Origin of the sequence: Holdemania sp. Marseille-P2844 (assembly GCF_900120005.1) — a bacterium.
Taxonomy (GTDB): Bacteria; Bacillota_I; Bacilli_A; order Erysipelotrichales; family Erysipelotrichaceae; genus Holdemania.
The window spans coordinates 443,547-462,917 of the sequence record NZ_LT635454.1 but is presented as its reverse complement, the minus strand read 5'-3'; the positions used below and the strand labels follow the sequence as shown (position 1 = coordinate 462,917).

The following is a 19,371-nucleotide window of genomic DNA, read 5'->3' as shown; positions in this document are numbered from 1 at the left end:
GTCCCGATTACCGTTGGGACATTCGGTGCGCCAGCTTTGTGATCTCGACGACGATTACCGGCACAAATGCCAGTCCGACCGCGATCATCAAATGACTTGGATCCAACGCCGCCATTGAGAAGGCACTCGCCAGGAACGGCACATACATCACTAACAGCTGCAAACCGACGCCGACCGCAAACGCACCCCACAAATACTTGTTGGAGAAGATCTGCCTGGAAAAGATACTGTGTTCGCTCTTGACATTAAACGAATGGAACAGCTGCGACAACGCCAGCGTCACAAACGCCATCGTCATGCCGATCTCATGTGCGTCCCGGTTGCCTAAAATATAGGAAATCAAGGTCAAGGTACCGATCATCACGCCCTGCCAGGCAATCGTCCAGCCCAGGCCGTGTGCGAAGAAGCTTTCATCCTTGCTGCGCGGCTTGCGGTTCATAATATCCGGTTCCGGTTCTTCCATCCCGATCGCAAAGGCCGGCAGGGAATCGGTGATCAAGTTGATCCATAACAGATGCACCGGCATCAGCGGAACACCCAGATTCCATCCCGGAATCAGAGATATACAGGAAGCGCCGAAGATTGTCAGCACTTCGCCGATGTTGCTCGACAACAGGAATTGAACGTCCTTGCGGATGTTATCGTAAATTCCGCGGCCCTGACGCACGGCATGAATGATCGTCGCAAAATTGTCGTCAGTCAGCACCATGTCCGCCGCACCCTTGGCGACATCCGTACCGGTAATGCCCATCGCACAGCCGATATCCGCCGCTTTTAACGCCGGCGAATCGTTGACGCCATCGCCCGTCATCGCAACGACATGCCCTTTGTCCTGCCATGCCTTGACAATCCGCACCTTATGCTCCGGGGCTACCCGGGCATACACGGAAATCTGTTCGATCTGAGCTTCCAGTTCTTCATCGCTCATCGCGCTCAGTTCAGGGCCGGAAATGGCCTTCTGGCCGGGTTCGAGAATTCCTAAATTCTTCGCGATCGCCGTCGCTGTGACAACATGGTCGCCGGTGATCATGATCGTCCGGATGCCGCCATGCTTCGCCTGCGCAATCGCATCGCGGACTTCGTCGCGCGGCGGGTCGATCATGCCGCACAAGCCGACAAACGTCAGATGATTCTCAACATTTTCACTGTCCAGATTTTCCGGAATCGCATCCCAACGCCGCACCGCGACCGCCAGCACCCGCAGCGCGTCTTTCGCCATCGTGTCGTTGGCTTCCTCCGCCGCCGCTTTGCCCGCGAAATTCTCACACCGGCCTAACACGATATCCGGTCCGCCTTTGGTAATCGCCAGAATCCCCTCGTCCGTCTGATAGAACACGGTCATCATCTTCCGGGAAGAATCAAAGGCCAGCTCCTCGCTGCGGACATACGTCTTCGCCAGCTCCGGCTTGGTTTCGCCCATTTTATAGCTGGCTTCCACCAGCGCGGTTTCCGTCGGGTCGCCGATCATTTTCAGTTTCCCCGCTTCCGGAATCACTTCGCCATCCGAGCACAGCGTGAACCAGCGCATTAATTCTTTTACGTCATCTCCGGCGGTTTCCGCTTTGAAATCCTGAATGCCCGCTTCCGGCAGATAGGTCTTCACGACCGTCATTTTGTTCTGCGTCAGCGTGCCGGTTTTATCCGAACAGACGATGCTCGCCGAACCCAGCGTTTCGACCGCCGGCAGTTTCCGGACAATCGCGTTGCATTTGACCATCTTGTTGACGCCCAGCGCCAAAACGATCGTCACGACAGTGGCCAGTCCCTCCGGAATCGCCGCCACGGCCAGCGCTACTGCGGTCTTAAATGCTTCCAGCACGCCCATACCGCTGAACATTTCCATACCAAAGACGACCGCGCAGATCACTAAGCAAAGCATGCCGATCGTTTTGGAAATCTGCGCCAGCTTGTTCTGCAGCGGTGTGGTTTCCTTGCCGCTGTTCATCAACATGCCGGCGATCTTGCCGACTTCGTTTTCCATGCCGATCGCCGTGACGACCATCGTGCCCCGGCCATAGGTAACCACCGTGCTGGAGAACGCCATGTTCTTGCGGTCGCCTAGCGGAACATCGTCCTGCCCCAGCGCTTCGCTGGTCTTATTGACCGGCACCGATTCGCCGGTCAGCGCTGATTCGTCGATCTGCAAATTAAAGGATTCTACAATCCGGCCGTCGCTGGGAATAAAATCGCCCGCTTCCAGCAGCACAACGTCCCCGACGGTCAGCTCCCGGGACGGAATCACTCTTTTCTGTCCCCCGCGGATAACCTTCGCCTGCGGCGCGCTCATCTTCTTCAGCGCTTCCAGCGATTTCTCCGCGTTATTTTCCTGCACGACGCCCAGTATTGCGTTGAACAGCACGACGATCACAATGATCAGGCTGTCGATCCACTCGCCCGGATCCACAATAATGGAAATCAGTGCCGCCAAGATCAAAACGATGATCAGCGGATCGGTAAACTGCAGTAAGAAACGTTTCAGCAAAGAATCCTTCTTGACTTCCTGCAGTTCATTATACCCATATCGTTCTGTCCGTTCCTTTGCTTGTTGCTCGGTAAGCCCGGCGCTCAGATCGCTGCCTAATTCCTCGATCACTTCCTGCGCGGTTTGACTGGTTTTCATCTACATCTTCCTCCTTCGCTGCCTTCACAAAAAAAGGCAAGCCTACCTTCAAAACCTGAAGATAACGGTCTTGCCCATCATTTCTGATTGCTGCATCCGGATCTGTAAGAACAGATCGTGATGACGAATACAGCACGCATCGCTGCGCAGCTACTCCCCATTGATCCAATGGCAAGCGTAATATATCATTCAGTTGAAGAACTGTCAAGCATTCATCTTCCAGATTTAGACATTTAAACACAAGTGTAGCCCAATTCATTTTCTGTTTGCGGCCAGGAGCTCTTTGATCAGGCTGATCAGATTTTTAAAGTCTGTTTTGCGCATCCATCTTCCAGCAGATCGGATTTTTGACCTCAATCTTATTGTAACCGGAAAACAGAAACTTATCATCTTGAAAATTCATATTTTCAGCACGTTCTTCGCTGGACAGGCCTTCCTTCTTCGCAGTACAATGAGATTAAACAAGGGTGAACCATATTCATAAAAGCAGAAAGGGCGGAGACATCATGGAAAGAATATATGCCGTAGTTCAGGGACAGGTCCAGGGCGTGGGCTTTCGATGGTTTGTCCAGTCGCTGGCCAATTCGCTGCAAATTACAGGCTGGATCCGCAACATGGAAAACGGGATGGTGGAAATGGAGCTGCAGGGCGAAACCGCAGCTTTGCATCAACTGCTGAGCCGGATCCGCAGGGGCGACCGGTTTATCCACGTCGAAAACCTCAGTTGCAAGCCGATCCCTACTCAATTAAAAGAAAAACGGTTTACCGTTCGTTATTGACTTGGAAATTCATGAAGCTTTATTCTGGATGCCCGACTTGCGGCATCTTTTTATTTTTACAGGCCGCCCGCACTTAAGCCTCCTGCAGCATCCTCCGCCGCAGTCTGACGTATCGCGAATGCGATTGTTCCTCATGCAATCCAGACAGAAAAAGGTCCGCGCTTACAGGCGAACCTTTTTCATGGCTTAATTCAATTCCTGCCGTGAAGATTCTCGTTACGTGAAGATTCTCGTTATAAATTCGACTGATCGTTATCCACGGAATACATCAAGCTTGTATAGTTCTCATATAAGAACCGGTACAACTCGAAATTCTGTTCCGACAAAGCCACCGCGTTGTTGGTCGCAATGCTGTACTGTTCGGAAATCGCACCCCAGGTATTTCGTCCGATGATCCCGTCAGCCGTTAAGCCCACGCGGGTCTGGAACGCCCGCACCGCTGCTTCCGTCGCCGCACCGAAGATGCCGTCGACGACCAGCTGATTGGAATTGCCCCAGCCCTGATTGATTACATTCAGCGCCATCTGCATGATGCTGACATTCTCACCGCGGCTGCCTAAGCGCAGCGACGTTCCCGGATAGGCCGGAATCTTCTGTGAGAGCGGCGGGACGATCGACTGCGTTTCCCGATACGCCCGCACCAGGGTATCCCAGGTCTGCCGGCCCACGATGCCGTCCGGCGTTAAGCCTGCCAGCCGCTGAAATGCCACGACAGCGTTGCGGGTCGAAGCGCCGAAGCTGCTGTCGATCTTCACCGTCGGCACGCGCGAGGTAAACAGCGCGATCTTCTGCAGGTAAAACTGAATTTCCTGCACATAGACATTGCGGTCGCCCTGGCGCAGCGCTCTTCCCGGATAAACGCCCGGCAGCCGGTCCTCAACACCTTCAGAACTCAGTTCGGCCAGCTTTTTCACCGCCACATAGATATAGGAAATTTTATACCACGTCGCTTTGCCGACAATGCCGTCCGCCGTCAGCGAGAACTGACGCTGAAACGCCCTGACCGCATTTTCCGTGCCTTCCCCGAAAATGCCGTCGATCGGATAGGTCGGCGGAATGTTCGGATAGTTCACGGCAATCCGGTTCAGCTGATTCTGGATGATCGCCACGCTGTCGCTGCGCACGCCGCGCTGCAGATTCAAGCCCGGGAACGATCCGGTAACCCCTTCGATCCGGCTTGTGTCAATCAATTCAATATCGTCGCCATAATAATATTGCAGGATTTCGAAAGCGTTGAGTCCCTTGTTCGCCTGATCGACGGTGCCCCATTGCTTTAAGCCTTTGCACCATACCTGCCGGCCGTCGCAATATTCCGCATAATACGGATTGACCGTGTTTACCTTGCGGATATATTCGTTGAAAATATCGTCGACGATCTTGCTGATGCTGGTAAAAATATCCCGGCCATACACGAAATACTGATCGAACGCCGTGCTGTTGGTGATATCGAACGAATAACCGCGGCTGCGGTACCATTCGGTATACACACGGTTCAAGCACAGTGAAATCTGACAGTAGATATTCGCGCGCAGACTCTGTTCCGGCCAGGTCGGATAAATTTCGCTGGACGCTACATTCTTAATGTAGTCCTTGAAGGTTACCGTCACATTCTGGGCATTGGATGTCGGCCGGCCCAGATGCACGGTTACATATTTCGGGATAATCGGATAATCCAGAATGTACGGCGCGATTGATTCCTCGGCATCGCCCGCGGCAACACTCTCGTTAAAGCCGCAGCAGCCCCCGCGCGAGCAGCCGCAGGAACGGGCCATGGAACGGGTCAGGGCATGTTCGGGAATCTCGATGAATTCCTCAAACTGCGGGGCCAGTTCCTCGTCGGCATTGAGCAGGTCCACCTGCAGCAGCGCTTCCTCCTGCGCAAAAATCTGAACGTTGCGGAATGTCCGGTCCGCAAATCCGGCCTTGGACACCGTTACATGCACCTGCGCGTACGGGGTTGTCTGGTTGTCGGGATTCAAGCTCAACTCGCGGTCGGGCGCTTCGATTCGAATTACCGGACTCTTCCCGTTCGCTCCGCTGCTTAACCGCAGGTTGATGGTCTGATCTTCGTTAGTCACCAAGATCGCCGCGCCTTCGATCGGCAGTGCTTGCTGAGCGACGGTTACTTCTACGATTAAAGTACCATATTGCATCGCTGTCACCTCCACTGCTACGATATGCGGCGGCGGCTTTTTCAGCTGGGCAGGCCGTCGGAATTCTGTCGATTTCTGAAGAATTTTGATGTAAGCGGTACCGGAAAAACTTTTTTTCAATGTAACCGTTTACTTGTGAAAAAGTTGTCATAAGCCTATTGCAACGTCCATTTCGACATGCTATAATCACACCCGTAAAGACAAGTGAAACAATTCACAACAAGGAGGATATTCTGATGGAAGAAACACTTAGCCCGGCTCAGGCGGAAGTCAATCAATTAGTTGAAAACGGCTTGAAAGCCCTGGATGACTTTTTAAAGCTGGATCAGGATCAGGTCGACTACATCGTCGCCAAATGTTCGGTCGCAGCCCTGGATAAACACGGCGAATTAGCCAAACTGGCGATTGAGGAAACCAAGCGCGGCGTCTTTGAAGACAAGGCCACCAAGAATCTGTTCGCCTGCGAATATGTTGTCAACCATATGCGGCATCTAAAATCGGTCGGCGTCATCAAGGAAGACGAGGTTCAGGGATTAACCTATGTCGCCGAACCAGTCGGCGTCGTCGCCGGCGTCACCCCGGTCACCAATCCGACGTCCACCGCGATTTTCAAGAGTTTGATCTGTCTGAAGACGAGAAACCCGATCATCTTCGGTTTCCATCCGAATGCCCAGCAGTGCTCCGTTGCGGCCGCCAAGGTCGTCTATGAAGCGGCGGTCAAAGCGGGCGCGCCGAAAAACTGCATTCAGTGGATCGAACATCCGAGCATGGAAGCAACCTCGGCGCTGATGAATCATCCGGGCGTCGCAACGATCCTGGCTACCGGCGGCAACGCGATGGTCAAGGCGGCGTACAGCTGCGGCAAGCCGGCCCTGGGCGTCGGCGCGGGCAACGTTCCAGCCTACATTGAAACGACCGCCGATATCAAACAGGCGGTCAACGACATCGCGCTGTCCAAGGCGTTTGACAATGGCATGATCTGCGCATCGGAACAAGCCGTCATCGTCGACAAGGAAATCTATGACGACGTCAAGGATCAGTTCAAAAATTACAATGTCCACTATGCAAATAAGAAAGAAAAAGAAATGCTCGAGCAGTACATGTTCGGCGTCAAGGCCTTCACCAAAAATGTCGGCGCAGCCAAGCTGAATCCGGATATCGTTGGTAAGTCCGCCGCCTGGATCGCCGAGCGGGCCGGCTTCACCGTCAATCCGCGCACCAGCATCATCATCGTGGAATGTAAGGAAGTCGGACCGAACGAACCGCTGACCCGCGAGAAATTATCGCCGGTGCTGGCCATGCTGAAAGCGGAATCGGTCGAAGATGGGTTCGATAAGGCGGAAGCGATGGTCATGTTCAACGGCATCGGTCACAGCGCCGCCATCCACACCGCCAACGCGGATTTGGCCAAGCGCTTCGGCGAACGGATCAAAGCCTGCCGGATCATCTGGAATTCACCGAGCACCTTCGGCGGCATCGGCAACGTCTACAACTCCTTTATCCCATCCCTGACCCTGGGCTGCGGCTCTTACGGCCACAACTCCGTATCGGACAACGTCAGCGCCGTCAATCTGCTGAATATCAAGAAGATCGGAAAAAGGAGAAACAATATGCAGTGGTTTAAAGTGCCGTCCAAGATCTATTTTGAAAGAGATTCCATCGAATATCTCCACAGCATGCGGGACGTGGAGCGGGTCTTCATCGTTACCGACCGCTCAATGGTCGATCTGGGCTATGTCACCCGCGTTACCGATCAGCTGGAACAGCGCCGCAACAAGGTTCAGGTTCAGCTGTTCTGCGACGTCGAACCGGATCCGTCCATCCAGACCGTCAAGAAGGGCCTGAGCCTGATGCAGGCGTTCCGGCCGGATACGATCATCGCAATCGGCGGCGGTTCCTCAATGGACGCGGCGAAGGGCATGTGGTTATTCTACGAACAGCCGGACGTTAACTTTGACGATCTGAAGCAGAAGTTCATGGACATCCGCAAGCGGGCCTTCCGCTATCCGGAACTGGGCAAAAAGTCCAAGCTGGTCTGCATCCCGACGACTTCCGGCACCGGTTCAGAAGTAACGCCGTTCGCCGTCATCACCGATAAAGAGGAAAACAAGAAATACCCGCTGACCGATTACTCCCTGACGCCGACCGTCGCGATCGTCGACCCAGCCCTGACGATGAGTCTGCCGGCTTCGATTACTGCCGACACCGGCATGGACGTGCTGACGCATGCGACGGAAGCTTATGTTTCCACGCTGGCCTCTGATTTCACCGATGGTCTGGCGCTGCAGGCGATCAAGATGGTCTTCGAATATCTGCCGCGGGCGGTTGCCAACGGCAAGAACGATCCGGAAGCGCGCGAAAAGATGCATAACGCCGCAACCTTGGCGGGCATGGCCTTCGCCAACGCATTCTTAGGCATGAATCATTCTCTGGCGCACAAGATCGGCGCTGAATTCCACGTGCCGCACGGCCGCGCCAACGCGATCTTACTGCCATACGTCATCCGCTATAACGGAACCAAGCCGGAAAAGCCGGGCGTCTGGCCGAAATACAACTATTACAAAGCCGATGAGAAATACGCGGAACTGGCCCGCTTGATCGGCCTGAAATTCAACACCGTTGAAGAAGGCGTCGTCGCCTATGCCAAAGCCTGCGCGGATCTGGGCGCGGACTGCGGCATCAAGATGAGCTTCAAGGAACAGGGTCTGGATGCAAAGGCCTGGGACGGCGCGAAGGAAAAGATCGCTTATCTGGCTTACGAGGACCAGTGCTCCCCAGCCAATCCGCGCGTGCCGATGGTCAACGATATGATCGACATCCTGCGGGCTTCCTATGAAGGCGACACCAGCTATTACACGAAATAAACGAGTCCGCCTTTCCCTTCTTCATACCAATCATTTCTGTTGGAACTGATATTCCTCAGTTCAGACGTTCCACCTTTCCTGAATCCCGTTCCGGCGCCGCTTCGCCGGGTCGGGATTTTTCTGTTTACGCTTAAAAGTATACCGGATTGAGAAAACAAGGCAGTCCGTCAGACTTTGTTTTCGTTCATCGTTCAAGCTTATTTTAAAATTTGCCGCATAAAACCCGCGGACATTGTAACTTTCCGCAGCGTCAGAACGGCCGGGTTACATTGAAAACCCACTTTATCCATGGTATAATGAGGCCAATAAAATTGATCTACCATGCGGAAGGAATCTTATAGAATGACCTCGGAAATCAATGGGAATGCGTCGGAAAAAAAAGCGCCTTTATACATGAAAATTTATGAGATTATCCTGAGTCGGATAGAAACAGGGCAATATCCTGAGAATTCAAGTCTGCCTTCGGAACTCGATTTTCAGAAAGAATTCAATGTCAGCCGGATCACTATCCGCCGATCGCTGAAAGATCTGGAAGACGCCGGCTATATCAGCCGCAAACGGGGAAAACTGGCAAAAGTGATGCCGTTAAGAACCTACAGCAACCTTGGCGAGGTCGTTGGTTTTTCAACTTCGCTTAAGAAATCCGGCGGCCGGCCCTCGTCGATCATTCTGCAGTTTAAAACCGAGCCTGCCAATCCGCTGGTCAGCGAATATCTTCAGCTTCCGTTAGGCGGGGAGGTTTACTTTTTAAAACGGCTGCGTTTAAAGAACGGCCGGATTATCGGCGTTCATGACACGTATATTCACCCGCAGATCGGCTGCCTGATCAAACCGGAAGATCTGGATGAAAATACCTCGCTTTATGAGTTATATGAAACGTTGGGAATTCAGATCGGCTGCGCGGATGAAATCATAGAAGCCCGCATCGCCTCGCGCCAGCTGAAACAGGAACTATTCATCAGCGAAGATGAACCGATCATGTATCGGGAGCGGATTACCTACACTGCGGACAACAAACCGATTGAGTTTTCGCAAAACAGCTATCGGGCGCTCGATTACAAATATGTCGTCCATTTAAATAACACACGTTAGCGAGATCGTTGAGAAAGCAGCGCGCGGAGAAACCGGCGTGATCGCCCTTGAGAAACCGGCTTGCGACGAATCTTCAAGCTCCAGTATTCCTGTTGGAGCTTTTTCGTTTTATAAAAGACCTGAGGTCAAAACAAAAACCCCATCAGCGGCTTAAACACGTCAAGCCGTCGATGGGGTTGATTTCCGGTTATACTGAATCGGATGATTTCATCAGAGCTGCCGGATCATAACAACGAATTTGATCCTGCGCCTGCTCGATCAGCGTTTTCAATCGTTCCTGCGTCATCTTGGATGCGGGCAGCGTCAACAGCTCCAGAAGCAAAGCCAGATTCACGCCGGTTACAACGAAACCTGTCTCTTTCGCGCAGACCTGCATCGCGGCGTTAAAGGGAGAGGCGCCGAACAGATCAGTGACGATGCAGTAAGTTTCGTTCACCTGACGAAACCGCTCTGTTTTTTTCCGCATCTGTTCCATCAGCGTTTCAATACTGCAGCCATCTTCAAAGCAGAGAATTTCCAGCGACGGCGCGGCGCGGACGATCATCATCACCGCACGCTCAAACCCTTCAGCGAGGGTGCTGTGGGTACACAAGAGAACATTACCCATGGTTTTTCCTTGCCAGCCAGCCGCGGCGGGCTTCGTTATAAAAGAACCGCGCTTTGTCCAGATTGACAGGATTGCGCATATCGCCGTCTTTTATCCAGGTTGCGACCGACACGCCGTCATAAACTTTCATCAATTCATAAATATTATCGCCGGTTGCCCGGCCGCCGAGAATAACCGGAGTCTGCGGAAGCTTCGGACGAAGCTTTTCAAGCAACGCCAGACTTTCCTGCTGATCCTTTCCGCTCAGAAACAGGCCGTCGGCATAGGCCCGCTGCACGATCCGCACCGCTTCTTCAATCTTATCCGGCGCTCCCAGAAAATGCCCGCTGACTTCCTGCGCATCCGCATACACAGGCATCGTGCTGCCCAGCTTTTTTTTCAATTCCAGAATCTCGGCACATTGCCCTTCAACCAGACCGCATAAGCTGACGCTGAGACCGGTATATAAATATTCGACCCGGATAAAATCTGCCTGCGCCGCTTCCGCGACCGCTAATGAAGCGACGCCGTCCCAGTTTACCAGAATTCCCAGAAGCTTATCGGGAAATGTCTTCCGCAGGGTTACCGCCAGCGCCGTCATAAAGGTCAGAGTCTGGGGCTGAGCCTGTTGACGCAGCGGACCGTCATGCATATTCTGCAAAATAAAACCATCATAGCCAATCTCCGCCAACTGCCGGGCTTCCGCCATCAAATTGGCAGCAATCTCCGGAAAACGCCGGCCCTGATTCAAATAACTTCCCGGCATGGCCTCCGGCTGCAGCATCGCCAGGATGCGCGATCGTTCAGACATCATTCCGTTTCTTCCCTCCTTCTGAAATATTCCGGCTTCCAGGCCCATAAAGCGCTGAACAAGGCCGCCGGCGGCAGCACGCCCAGTTCCGTGATATAGGCGGTGATGAACTCCGGCGCAATCGGAACGCACCCCTGAACATGGAAATCAAGACGTTCAGCATCCGCCTCCGCCATTCCTGCGGCCATTTTGAAGCGCAAATCTTTCGGTTCGATCACCTTGCCGCCGCCCTGCAGCGCCCTCATATCCGCCTTTTGAGCCGTTGTCAGCACATAATATGGAACATGCTGCCAATGCGCCAGCAGCGCAGCCATCTCCGAACCCGCCGTATTCAAGGCCGTTCCGTCTGGATAAAAGGTTTCCGCGCCGATCAACACGGCGTCGCACCCCTTCAGCCCCTGGCAAAGCGCCGCATCCGGAATGAATGAAACAGACTGATGCGTCTGAACACAGGTTTTGACAAACGGAAGACCGCCGCTGATCGTCCGGCTCTCCGCGATGACAATCTCCGTATCGGAAGCCAGCTGCTGAACCACCGCATCCACCGTGCTGGAATAATCATAAAGCAGAATTTTCCGGCAGTTTTTCAATAATGCGGAAGCCGTGGCAATAATTGCCTGACGATGCGCGCGGCCGGCGGACTGAAATTGTTCCACAGCCGCCTGCACTGCGCGGCCGACCTCAAAGTCCGCCTGAAGCTGAGTCTGGATCCGGGCGCTCAGCTCGCTGACGGCGTTGATGATCGCATAGCTGGACTGGCCCCGGGTCGCGCAGCAATAATCAAGCAGCTGGTTGATCAGGATCAGGCCGGCCGGCGAGGAATCCTGCCGGCCGATCTCCCCGACGATCTGACTGATCCGGTCGATATGCGCCGAAGCGCCCAGCACCCGCGGGACTACGATATCGTCAAACAACGGCCGGGCTGCTTCCGGCAGCGCGTTCCGCAGCGCTTCCTTTTCCATCAGCCGCATACATTCACCGCTTTCGCATTCTCAAACAAATCCGGAAGCAGCCGGCGGGCATTTTCCGCATAGATGTTTTGCAGCTGCGTCTTCGTTAATCCATAATAATTCAATTTCATGACCTCCAGTTCTGTAAAATACTCCGGGAAGTCGCTGCCGAACAGAAATCGCTCAGGCGCCAGCACGCGCAAGGCTTTCTGCAGGGCCGGGGCTTCGCAGGCGACCGAAGTCTCCAGCATCAGATTGGGAACTTCTTGGCACAGATCAACCGTTCCGTATTGGAAATCGCCTGCCCCCATGTGCAGCAGAACAAATGTCAGCTGCGGAAAGCGCCGGAAATACTTCAGCCACTGATCGGGCGCTCCGCGGTGTGTGGAACCGGTAAAAATTTTGACCACCGCCTGATGCTGCGCGCAAACGACCAGGATCGCATTGATCGTGGATTCCAGCTTTTCCGGCAGGAACCCGCACTCCAGAGAATCCATTTCGATCAGCCTCACCTGATGATCGCTCAAAACCCGGCGGGTTTCCGCAACGGCTTCGTCCTGTTTCGGATTGATGACGGCACAGGGAATGATCTGCGGATATTGCCGATGCAGGGCGATCACCGCATCGTTGGCCGACGCCATGGACGCCCCTTCGAAAGTGGAAAGAACACGGTAAGCGATATGATTCGCCCGCATATCCTCCAGTTGTTCTTCAATCTCGTATTGATGGGACTGCGCATTTCTGCGCAAATGGGCATGAAAATCAAAAATCATAATCGCCCCTCCTTAAGCCAGAATGCCAAGAGCCACCCCGGCAATTCCCAGCAGGAAGACCGCGATCATCAAAACGATCATGTTCACTTTCTTCCGTCCCATTAACCAGACCATCAGCAGCGTCAGAAGCAGCGGAAGCAAGTTCGGCATTAACCCGTCGAGCACTTCCTGAAGCTGGATCACGTCGTCGCCCGCCGCAAACTGAATCGCCAGATTGATCGAAACCAGCGAGGAGATAAAACCGCCGCAAATTAACGACGCGGCGATTCCGGCATATTTTGTAATTTTATCCAGGATGCCGCCCATCTGCAGCCGCGCGACTAAATTCAAGCCGCCCAGATAGCCTTTGAAAATACCGAAATAGCGAACTAACAGCTGAACAAGCGTCATCACCAGGACAAACACAACCGCTCCCGCGGCGCTGGTGTAATGACTGGCCATGATCATTGAACAGCCCAATCCGGCCATGATCGGCCGCAATGTGCCATGGATGAGGGAATCGCCAATGCCGGCTAACGGCCCCATCAGCGCCACTTTAATCTGATTGATCGATTCCGGATCGATATCATGGCTGCGGGCATTCCGCTCTTCCATCGCGGCGGAAATCCCGATGCAGAAAGACGCCATCCGGCCCTCCGTCAGAAACAGCTGCGTATGCCGCTGATAGGCTTCCGCCTTGTCCTTCGGATCGGTATAGACCTCTTCAATAACCGGAATCAGGCCCTGGACAATCCCCGGCGCTTCCTGTTTTGTATTGGAACAGCCGCTTTCAATCGCCAGAGAATACATGTAGGTTTTCCACAGCGTCTTTTTGCTCAGATGATTCGGCGCTCCTTCCTGCGCTGAGGAGGACAAAACGGTCTGCGGCGCGTCTTCTTTTTCCACATAGTAATTCAGGGCGACGCAGACTAGCGCAATCGCCGCCATTCCGATCATATTGATTCCCAGATACGCCGCGATGATAAAGCCCAGGACAAAATAAGGCCAGGAACTCTTGTTTTTAATCGTCCCCAACAACAATGCAACGCCCACGGCGCCCAACATGCCGCCGCCGGCGCGCACGCCGCTGGTCAGCCAGGCCGGGATGACGTTCAGGAAATTCTGAACGACTTCCGCTCCGAAGTAAACGGCGATGAACGTCGGCAGTCCGAATAAGATATAATTGACGATTGCCGGCATCAGCGACGTCCAGATCTTAATCCCCCGGACATCCGCTTTCTTTGCGGCTTTTTCTACCTGACGGGTCGTGAATTCCTGCAGTGTTGCGTTCCGGAATTGACGGCCGATCAGACCTAACAATGAAATCGGGATCGCCGTCGTAATTCCCAGCGCGGCGCTGCCGGACAGACAGGCCAGAGCCGTAGCGATTCCCGCACTGATCACCTCATCCGGCGGAACTGCGGTCCCGACATAGACGACAGCCAGAAACATCAGTTCAATCGTGACGCCGACCTCCAATCCCATCGGCAGATTATTGAAAATCAGACCGACGATCGGCCCCAGACAAATTGGCCGGTAAATGAAAGTCGACAGAAAGGCTTTATCCAAAAATCCCAGCCAGACGACGAGCGAGACTAAAAATGCTTTCAGTAACATAAGTTCTCCTTTCCGGTTTGTTTATTTTTGTTGCAGAATCTTAAGCTCTTTTCCCCGTTCCTCTGGAACGGCTTTAATGGTCATTTTAGCGCAGGACGCCGCCAGCGCTTTCAGCGTTTCGACATCCTGATCGTTGACATACAGATAGTCAAGAACATGCCGGATTCCGGCTTTTTTCTCGTCAAAGCTCATATTTCCCAAGATGATCTCCCGGGATTTCACATCCAATCCTGCCCGGACCATGTCCAGCATCGCCTGCGGCGTGCGGACAATCATCAGCGTCCGCCGGGCGGAGGTGTCCACATTGATCAGCTTCAGGGCAGCCTCCTGCGACAGGACTTCCAAATGAATCCCCGACGGGACCGCCAGCGCCAGAATCATCCGGAGCATCGGATCCGCGGCGCTCTTCTCGTCTACAACCAGAATTTGTTCCGCCCTCGCTTCCGCAATCCATTTTGTAATGATTTGCCCATGAATTAACCGATCGTCAATCCGAATCACGGTAATCTCCATCTTTATCCCTCCGCTTTCTGCCATAATTCTTCAATGTTGCGGTAATAAACGTCTTCCAGTTCAGTTTGCGAAAAACCCAGCAGCTGGATTTTGCGGACTTCGGTTTCGATCGGCTTATATGGCCAGTCAACGCCGAACAAGATCCGCCGGGATCCAATTTCGCGGGCAGCTTTAAGCAGCACGTCGCGCTGGTATTGCACGGATGTTTCAAGGTAAATATTGGGAACATCGCGCACCGCCTCAACGACGGTATAACCAAACTCCCGGCTTCCCATGTGTGTGAAAACAAACGGATGATCAGGAAACATCTTCGCGTAGCGGATCCAGGCAAACGGGGTGCACAGCGGACTGGTTCCGACATGAACCTGGACCTGAACCGGATATTCAAAAATATGCGCGAGGACCTCCTGCAGCTGCGGTGTATTATCAGAATAATACCCATGTTTCCAGGGATGAAATTTCACGCCGACCATGTGCCGCTGCCCCAGATCCAGATCAATTTCCTGATGGACATCGGGCGCCTTGGGATTGATGAACGCATAACCCCGAATCTGTTCTGGATACAACTGCATGGCTTCATAGACAAGGTCGTTCTGGCGGCGATTATCGGTACCGGACAGACTGCTGATACCGGTTTGCGTGATGCCATGGCTGAGCATGTCCTTTACGAGCTGATGAACGTCATGAGGATCGCCAGAGCTGGTTGTCCCCAGATGAGAATGAGCGTCGAGCATTTTCAAACGGATCACCTCTTCTTTCGTCAAGCAAGCTGCGCATCTTGTTATACCTTTATACTAACATGTCATATAAAAATGTCAATTATGAATACATGATATAACAAGTTTATTCGCAATTATTCTATGTTCCGCTTGAAATTTGAGGCAATTTTGCGTTCCTGTCACCAAATTTCGTCCCGCTGAACAAAAAAAGACAAGGCTTGATAGGATGATGCCTTGTCCCAAACTTTGCGTTTTTCAGTTTACCGCTGCGCTTCGATCTCCCGGATTACCGTCCGCAGCTGTTTCAGCGGCACCGCCGGACTGTATAAATACCCCTGATAATGCGTACAGCCCAATTCTTTCAGCAAGTCGCGCAGTTCTGCAGTTTCGACATATTCCGCGATGACCGTGAAGTTCATCGATTGGGCCAGATACAGAATTGACTGGATGATCTGCCGTCCGCTCGCGTTCACCCGGGCATTTTTCACCAGACTGCCATCCAGCTTGACAAGCTCAAACTGACTGCTCTGCAAATACTTCAGCGACGTACTGCCCATTGAGAAATCATCGACTGCCAGCGAATAGCCCAGATCTTTAAACTCCTTCAGCCGCTGGCGCATCGCCTCGTCCAGAAGCAGCGTGTTCTGCTCCGTCACCTCAATGCAATACCGGCCTTTCGGCACCGGATGTTGCCGGAGAAAATCCGCGAACACCTCCGATTTCAAGGTATCGACGGTGACGTTCATCGAAATCACCGCGTCGATCCCGCTGAAATCCGCCTGCAGCACCTGCGTGAACACCGCCATCTCCAGCGCCTGCAGCTGATCGGTTTCCTTTGCCAGATCAATGATCAGCGGCGGGGGAACCTTGCCATAGCGGGGATGAGTGTACCGCAGCAGCGCTTCCACGCCGAAGCAGTGGTTTTCCGCGTCAAACTGCGGCTGATAGCCCATTTCAATATGGTTCTGCTGCAAATCGTTGTTAATCTCCGCCGCCAGCAGCTTTGCGAAATTGCCAACGGCGCCATGCATCCCGATCAGATTCGCCGGTTTGCCCTGCTCCATTTGGGCGTCCAGCGTTTCGATCAGCTCGCTCATCTGCCGCTGCGACTGGCGGATCAGCATCTTATCGTAAAGCAGCACAAACGGCGCGTAAATTCCTACGCCCAGCGCAATGTTCACAATCTGAAGCAGCGCTCCTGTCCACGATCGGGTTGCCAGATAGCCGCTGATCAACGCTGGCGTCGTCCATTCCACGCCCTGCACGCACACCGGAACCCATCCCATCCCCATCGCCAGCGACGAGGTGAACAGACAGACTAAGGGCGTCAGTAAAAACGGAATTACAAACACCGGATTAAACACAACCGGCAGGCCGAAAATCATCAGCTCATTGATATTGAACAACATCGGAATGACCGCCGTTTTTGCCAGCGTCCGGCTGACGCGCTGACGGCTGAACAACATCAGCGCGATCAGCAGACAGATCAATGTCCCACAGCCGCCGATGAATACAAAATTATCCAGAAATGTCTTGGTAAAGATCTCCGTCGGCGCCATTCCGGCCGCCGCCGCGGCAACGTTGATCTGCATTCCCTCCTGAAACAGGGAACGTGAAACATTCTCCAGAACGTTGGCGCCATGGATTCCCAAAAGCCACAGCACGGAAGACAAAAACACAAACAGCGCCGAACTGACCAGTCCCCGTCCCATGTGCCGAAACAACGTATTGGACAACAGCACGAACACTTCCTGGAAACTTTCAATATGGAACACCAGCCGGATTCCCTCGTTGAACACCGCCGCCCCCAGCAGCACCGCCAGCATCGGCAGAATCGCCGTCAGCGCCTGATTGAAATTGTAATCCGCGCCGGGGGTAAAGAAATGCTCGTCAGGCAGCTTCCGCCGCAGCCCGCAATACGTAAAGCTTGTAAAGAATGCCGCGCACACCGCGGTAAACGTTCCGACCGCTCCCGCCGATTCCAGCTTGAGGCCGCCGTTGAGAATGATGAACACCATGACAGCCGCCGGCGGAACGATCCAATCCCCGGCCAGCGGTTTCTCCTCGGTCTGCAGCGCGCCCCAGGCCAGACACCCTGTCAGCAGCACCGACAGAATGCCGAAGGTACATTGATAAAGCAGTTCCGCCAGTTCTTCGATAAAAGCCAGCGCAGGAAAATAACCCGCAAACGTTCGAATCAATAACGAAAAGGACCCGATCATTAAAATCGGAATCGCGATCGTCAATCCCGCCCTGACCGCGCGGATCAGTCGGCAGGATTCCATTTTCGCCAAGCCGGCGCTGAACTTCTCTTTCCGCATGTTTTTCTCCCTGATTTCTTCTATTATACCGCATTTCATGCGGAACGTCCGGCTTTCTTTGTCCAAATTACGAACGGGAATGCGGTTTTGCGGATGCCTGACCCCAGCGATCGTCGATAAACTGCCGGATCAGACTGAACGCGTCCTCGCGGCAGCCCTCGTTTTCCAACAGCTCATGACCGCAGGCCTCAAAGCAGACGAGCTGTTTGCGCTCGCTTTGAATTTGATGATAGGCGTATTGCGAAGACGACAGCGGCACAAATTCATCCTGCAGCCCCTGCAAAATCAATGTCGGACAGCTCACCTTTTTCACGGCCGGCTTCAGCTTTTTCACCAGCTCAAAAAACTGCGGGAAATACTCATATTCCAACAACCGCTCCTCCATATACGCCTTGAACTGCGATTCGCTGTGCTTCAAAATCGCGGCATATTTGGGAATCAGCCGGCTGACTGTTTCCAGATTCATATACTCAAATGCCGGCGCGACCAGCACGAGTTTATCCACCGCCAGAAACGAAGCCAGAAACGCGGCGATCACCCCGCCCATCGAAAACCCCAGCAGCGTCACCTCATATCCTTTTTCCAGATAGGCCGTGACCTCCTGGTTGGCGCGCGCCACCCAGATCAGCCATTCCTTGTCATTTTTATCTTCGTCGTACAGATCAAAACAGCGATATTCCAGTCTGGAATCCGTCTCGCACATCGTTTTCAGGTAGTGAAAATCTTCCTGCTTGCGCCGGCCGAAGCCATGAATCGCGATCAGAACCCGTTTTCTGCGGCGCCTGGCAAATAAGCCAGGCCGGATCATCCGCGCCTCCGATAGCGATACAGGCAGATGCCCGCCGCGACCGCAACGTTCAGCGATTCAAAGCTGGACATTTCGATAAACGCCCGCTGATCGCAGATTTCCAGCGTCGCCGGCCGGATTCCCTGTCCTTCATTGCCCAGCACCAGGGCCACGTTTTCAACGATCGGCAGTTCGCTCAGGGGCTGCGCTTCATGCAGCGCCGTCGCGATCACCATAACCCCTTTTTCCTTCAGCGACCTCAGCGCCGGGATCAGTTCAATCCGCGAAATTGCGATGTGAAACAGCGCGCCCTGGGTGGAGCGCACGCATTTTTCATTGTAGACATCGGCGCAGTCGGGCGAAAGCAGCACCTGATCGAAACCAAACGCCACCGCCGTACGGATGATCGTTCCGACGTTGCCGGGATCCTGCACCCCATCCAGCGCCACAATCCGCGAATTCCTCGATTTCCGGCTGACCTTCTGCGCACAGACGGCGATCAGCCAGGCGCCGGACACATTGGCGCTGAGCTTGCGCATGACGCTCTCGCTGCAGACGATCGCTTCCTTTTCCTGATGAAACGGATTTGTCCGGCCAGCTTCGACCAACAGCAGTTCAACCACGCCTGCTTTCAGAGCCTCACCGATCAGATGTTCGCCCTCGATCAGAAACTGACCTGTCTGATCACGATATTTTTTCTGCTGGAGCTTCGCCCAGTTTTTTACTTTCTCATTCATCGGGGAATTGATTTCCATAAATCCGCCTCCTGTTGTCTCTCTCATTATGATAATCAATCGGCGTGGAAAA

15 protein-coding genes are annotated in these 19,371 nt (G+C 53.6%); 3 read left to right on the top strand and 12 right to left on the bottom strand.

Features of this window, described 5'->3' with window-relative positions; genetic code table 11:
* Positions 1-7: 7 nt before the first annotated feature.
* Entirely contained in the window at positions 8-2,620 is a 2,613-nt protein-coding gene (locus BQ7364_RS16970) for a calcium-translocating P-type ATPase, PMCA-type (RefSeq protein WP_072685940.1), read from the bottom strand.
* A gap of 506 nt (positions 2,621-3,126) precedes the next feature.
* On the opposite strand from BQ7364_RS16970, the gene BQ7364_RS16965 reads away from it, so the two are divergent.
* Positions 3,127-3,399 (top strand): acylphosphatase, encoded by a 273-nt coding sequence (locus tag BQ7364_RS16965; protein ID WP_083538686.1) that lies wholly within the window; start codon positions 3,127-3,129, stop codon positions 3,397-3,399.
* A 233-nt stretch (positions 3,400-3,632) separates the two neighbouring features.
* On the opposite strand, the gene BQ7364_RS16960 is transcribed toward BQ7364_RS16965, so the two are convergent.
* Positions 3,633-5,672, bottom strand: coding sequence for a peptidoglycan-binding domain-containing protein (locus BQ7364_RS16960; protein ID WP_072685938.1), 2,040 nt, complete (start codon positions 5,670-5,672; stop codon positions 3,633-3,635).
* Positions 5,673-5,788: 116 nt separating this feature from the next.
* Between BQ7364_RS16960 and adhE the strand changes: the two genes are divergently transcribed.
* Both adhE and BQ7364_RS16950 read left to right on the top strand, forming a co-directional pair.
* The gene (gene adhE / locus BQ7364_RS16955; protein ID WP_072685936.1) at positions 5,789-8,416 is read left to right on the top strand and encodes a bifunctional acetaldehyde-CoA/alcohol dehydrogenase; all 2,628 of its coding nucleotides are present in this window, start codon (positions 5,789-5,791) and stop codon (positions 8,414-8,416) included.
* Positions 8,417-8,809: 393 nt separating this feature from the next.
* Positions 8,810-9,508 (top strand): GntR family transcriptional regulator, encoded by a 699-nt coding sequence (locus tag BQ7364_RS16950; protein WP_229056778.1) that lies wholly within the window; start codon positions 8,810-8,812, stop codon positions 9,506-9,508.
* A gap of 187 nt (positions 9,509-9,695) precedes the next feature.
* Here BQ7364_RS16950 and BQ7364_RS16945 read toward each other — a convergent pair whose 3' ends face one another.
* The 10 genes from BQ7364_RS16945 to BQ7364_RS16895 form a co-directional block, all read right to left on the bottom strand.
* Entirely contained in the window at positions 9,696-10,115 is a 420-nt protein-coding gene (locus BQ7364_RS16945) for a PTS sugar transporter subunit IIA (RefSeq protein WP_072685932.1), read from the bottom strand.
* Positions 10,108-10,905: a BtpA/SgcQ family protein gene (locus tag BQ7364_RS16940; RefSeq protein ID WP_072686156.1), complete on the bottom strand. Its 798-nt coding sequence runs from the start codon at positions 10,903-10,905 to the stop codon at positions 10,108-10,110. Before BQ7364_RS16940 ends, BQ7364_RS16945 begins: the two co-directional genes overlap by 8 nt.
* The gene (locus BQ7364_RS16935; protein ID WP_072685930.1) at positions 10,905-11,876 is read right to left on the bottom strand and encodes an IF-2B domain-containing protein; all 972 of its coding nucleotides are present in this window, start codon (positions 11,874-11,876) and stop codon (positions 10,905-10,907) included. Before BQ7364_RS16935 ends, BQ7364_RS16940 begins: the two co-directional genes overlap by 1 nt.
* Positions 11,867-12,628 (bottom strand): amidohydrolase family protein, encoded by a 762-nt coding sequence (locus BQ7364_RS16930; protein ID WP_072685928.1) that lies wholly within the window; start codon positions 12,626-12,628, stop codon positions 11,867-11,869. The genes BQ7364_RS16935 and BQ7364_RS16930 overlap by 10 nt, the downstream gene beginning before the upstream one ends.
* A gap of 12 nt (positions 12,629-12,640) precedes the next feature.
* On the bottom strand, positions 12,641-14,224 hold the full coding sequence (locus tag BQ7364_RS17575; RefSeq protein WP_083538685.1) for a PTS system mannose/fructose/sorbose family transporter subunit IID: 1,584 nt from the start codon (positions 14,222-14,224) through the stop codon (positions 12,641-12,643).
* 21 nt (positions 14,225-14,245) lie between these two features.
* On the bottom strand, positions 14,246-14,737 hold the full coding sequence (locus BQ7364_RS16915) for a PTS sugar transporter subunit IIB (protein WP_072685926.1): 492 nt from the start codon (positions 14,735-14,737) through the stop codon (positions 14,246-14,248).
* A 2-nt stretch (positions 14,738-14,739) separates the two neighbouring features.
* A complete protein-coding gene (locus tag BQ7364_RS16910) occupies positions 14,740-15,471 on the bottom strand; it encodes an amidohydrolase family protein (RefSeq protein ID WP_234973209.1) in 732 nt (243 codons plus the stop codon).
* Positions 15,472-15,716: 245 nt separating this feature from the next.
* The gene (locus BQ7364_RS16905; RefSeq protein ID WP_072685922.1) at positions 15,717-17,777 is read right to left on the bottom strand and encodes a PTS sugar transporter subunit IIC/EAL domain-containing protein; all 2,061 of its coding nucleotides are present in this window, start codon (positions 17,775-17,777) and stop codon (positions 15,717-15,719) included.
* Between the two features lie 67 nt (positions 17,778-17,844).
* On the bottom strand, positions 17,845-18,585 hold the full coding sequence (locus BQ7364_RS16900; protein WP_072685920.1) for an alpha/beta hydrolase: 741 nt from the start codon (positions 18,583-18,585) through the stop codon (positions 17,845-17,847).
* Positions 18,582-19,319 carry a TrmH family RNA methyltransferase gene (locus BQ7364_RS16895; protein WP_072685918.1) on the bottom strand — a complete coding sequence of 246 codons (738 nt, stop codon included), beginning with the start codon at positions 19,317-19,319 and terminating at the stop codon, positions 18,582-18,584. The genes BQ7364_RS16900 and BQ7364_RS16895 overlap by 4 nt, the downstream gene beginning before the upstream one ends.
* Between the last annotated feature and the right edge of the window lie 52 nt (positions 19,320-19,371).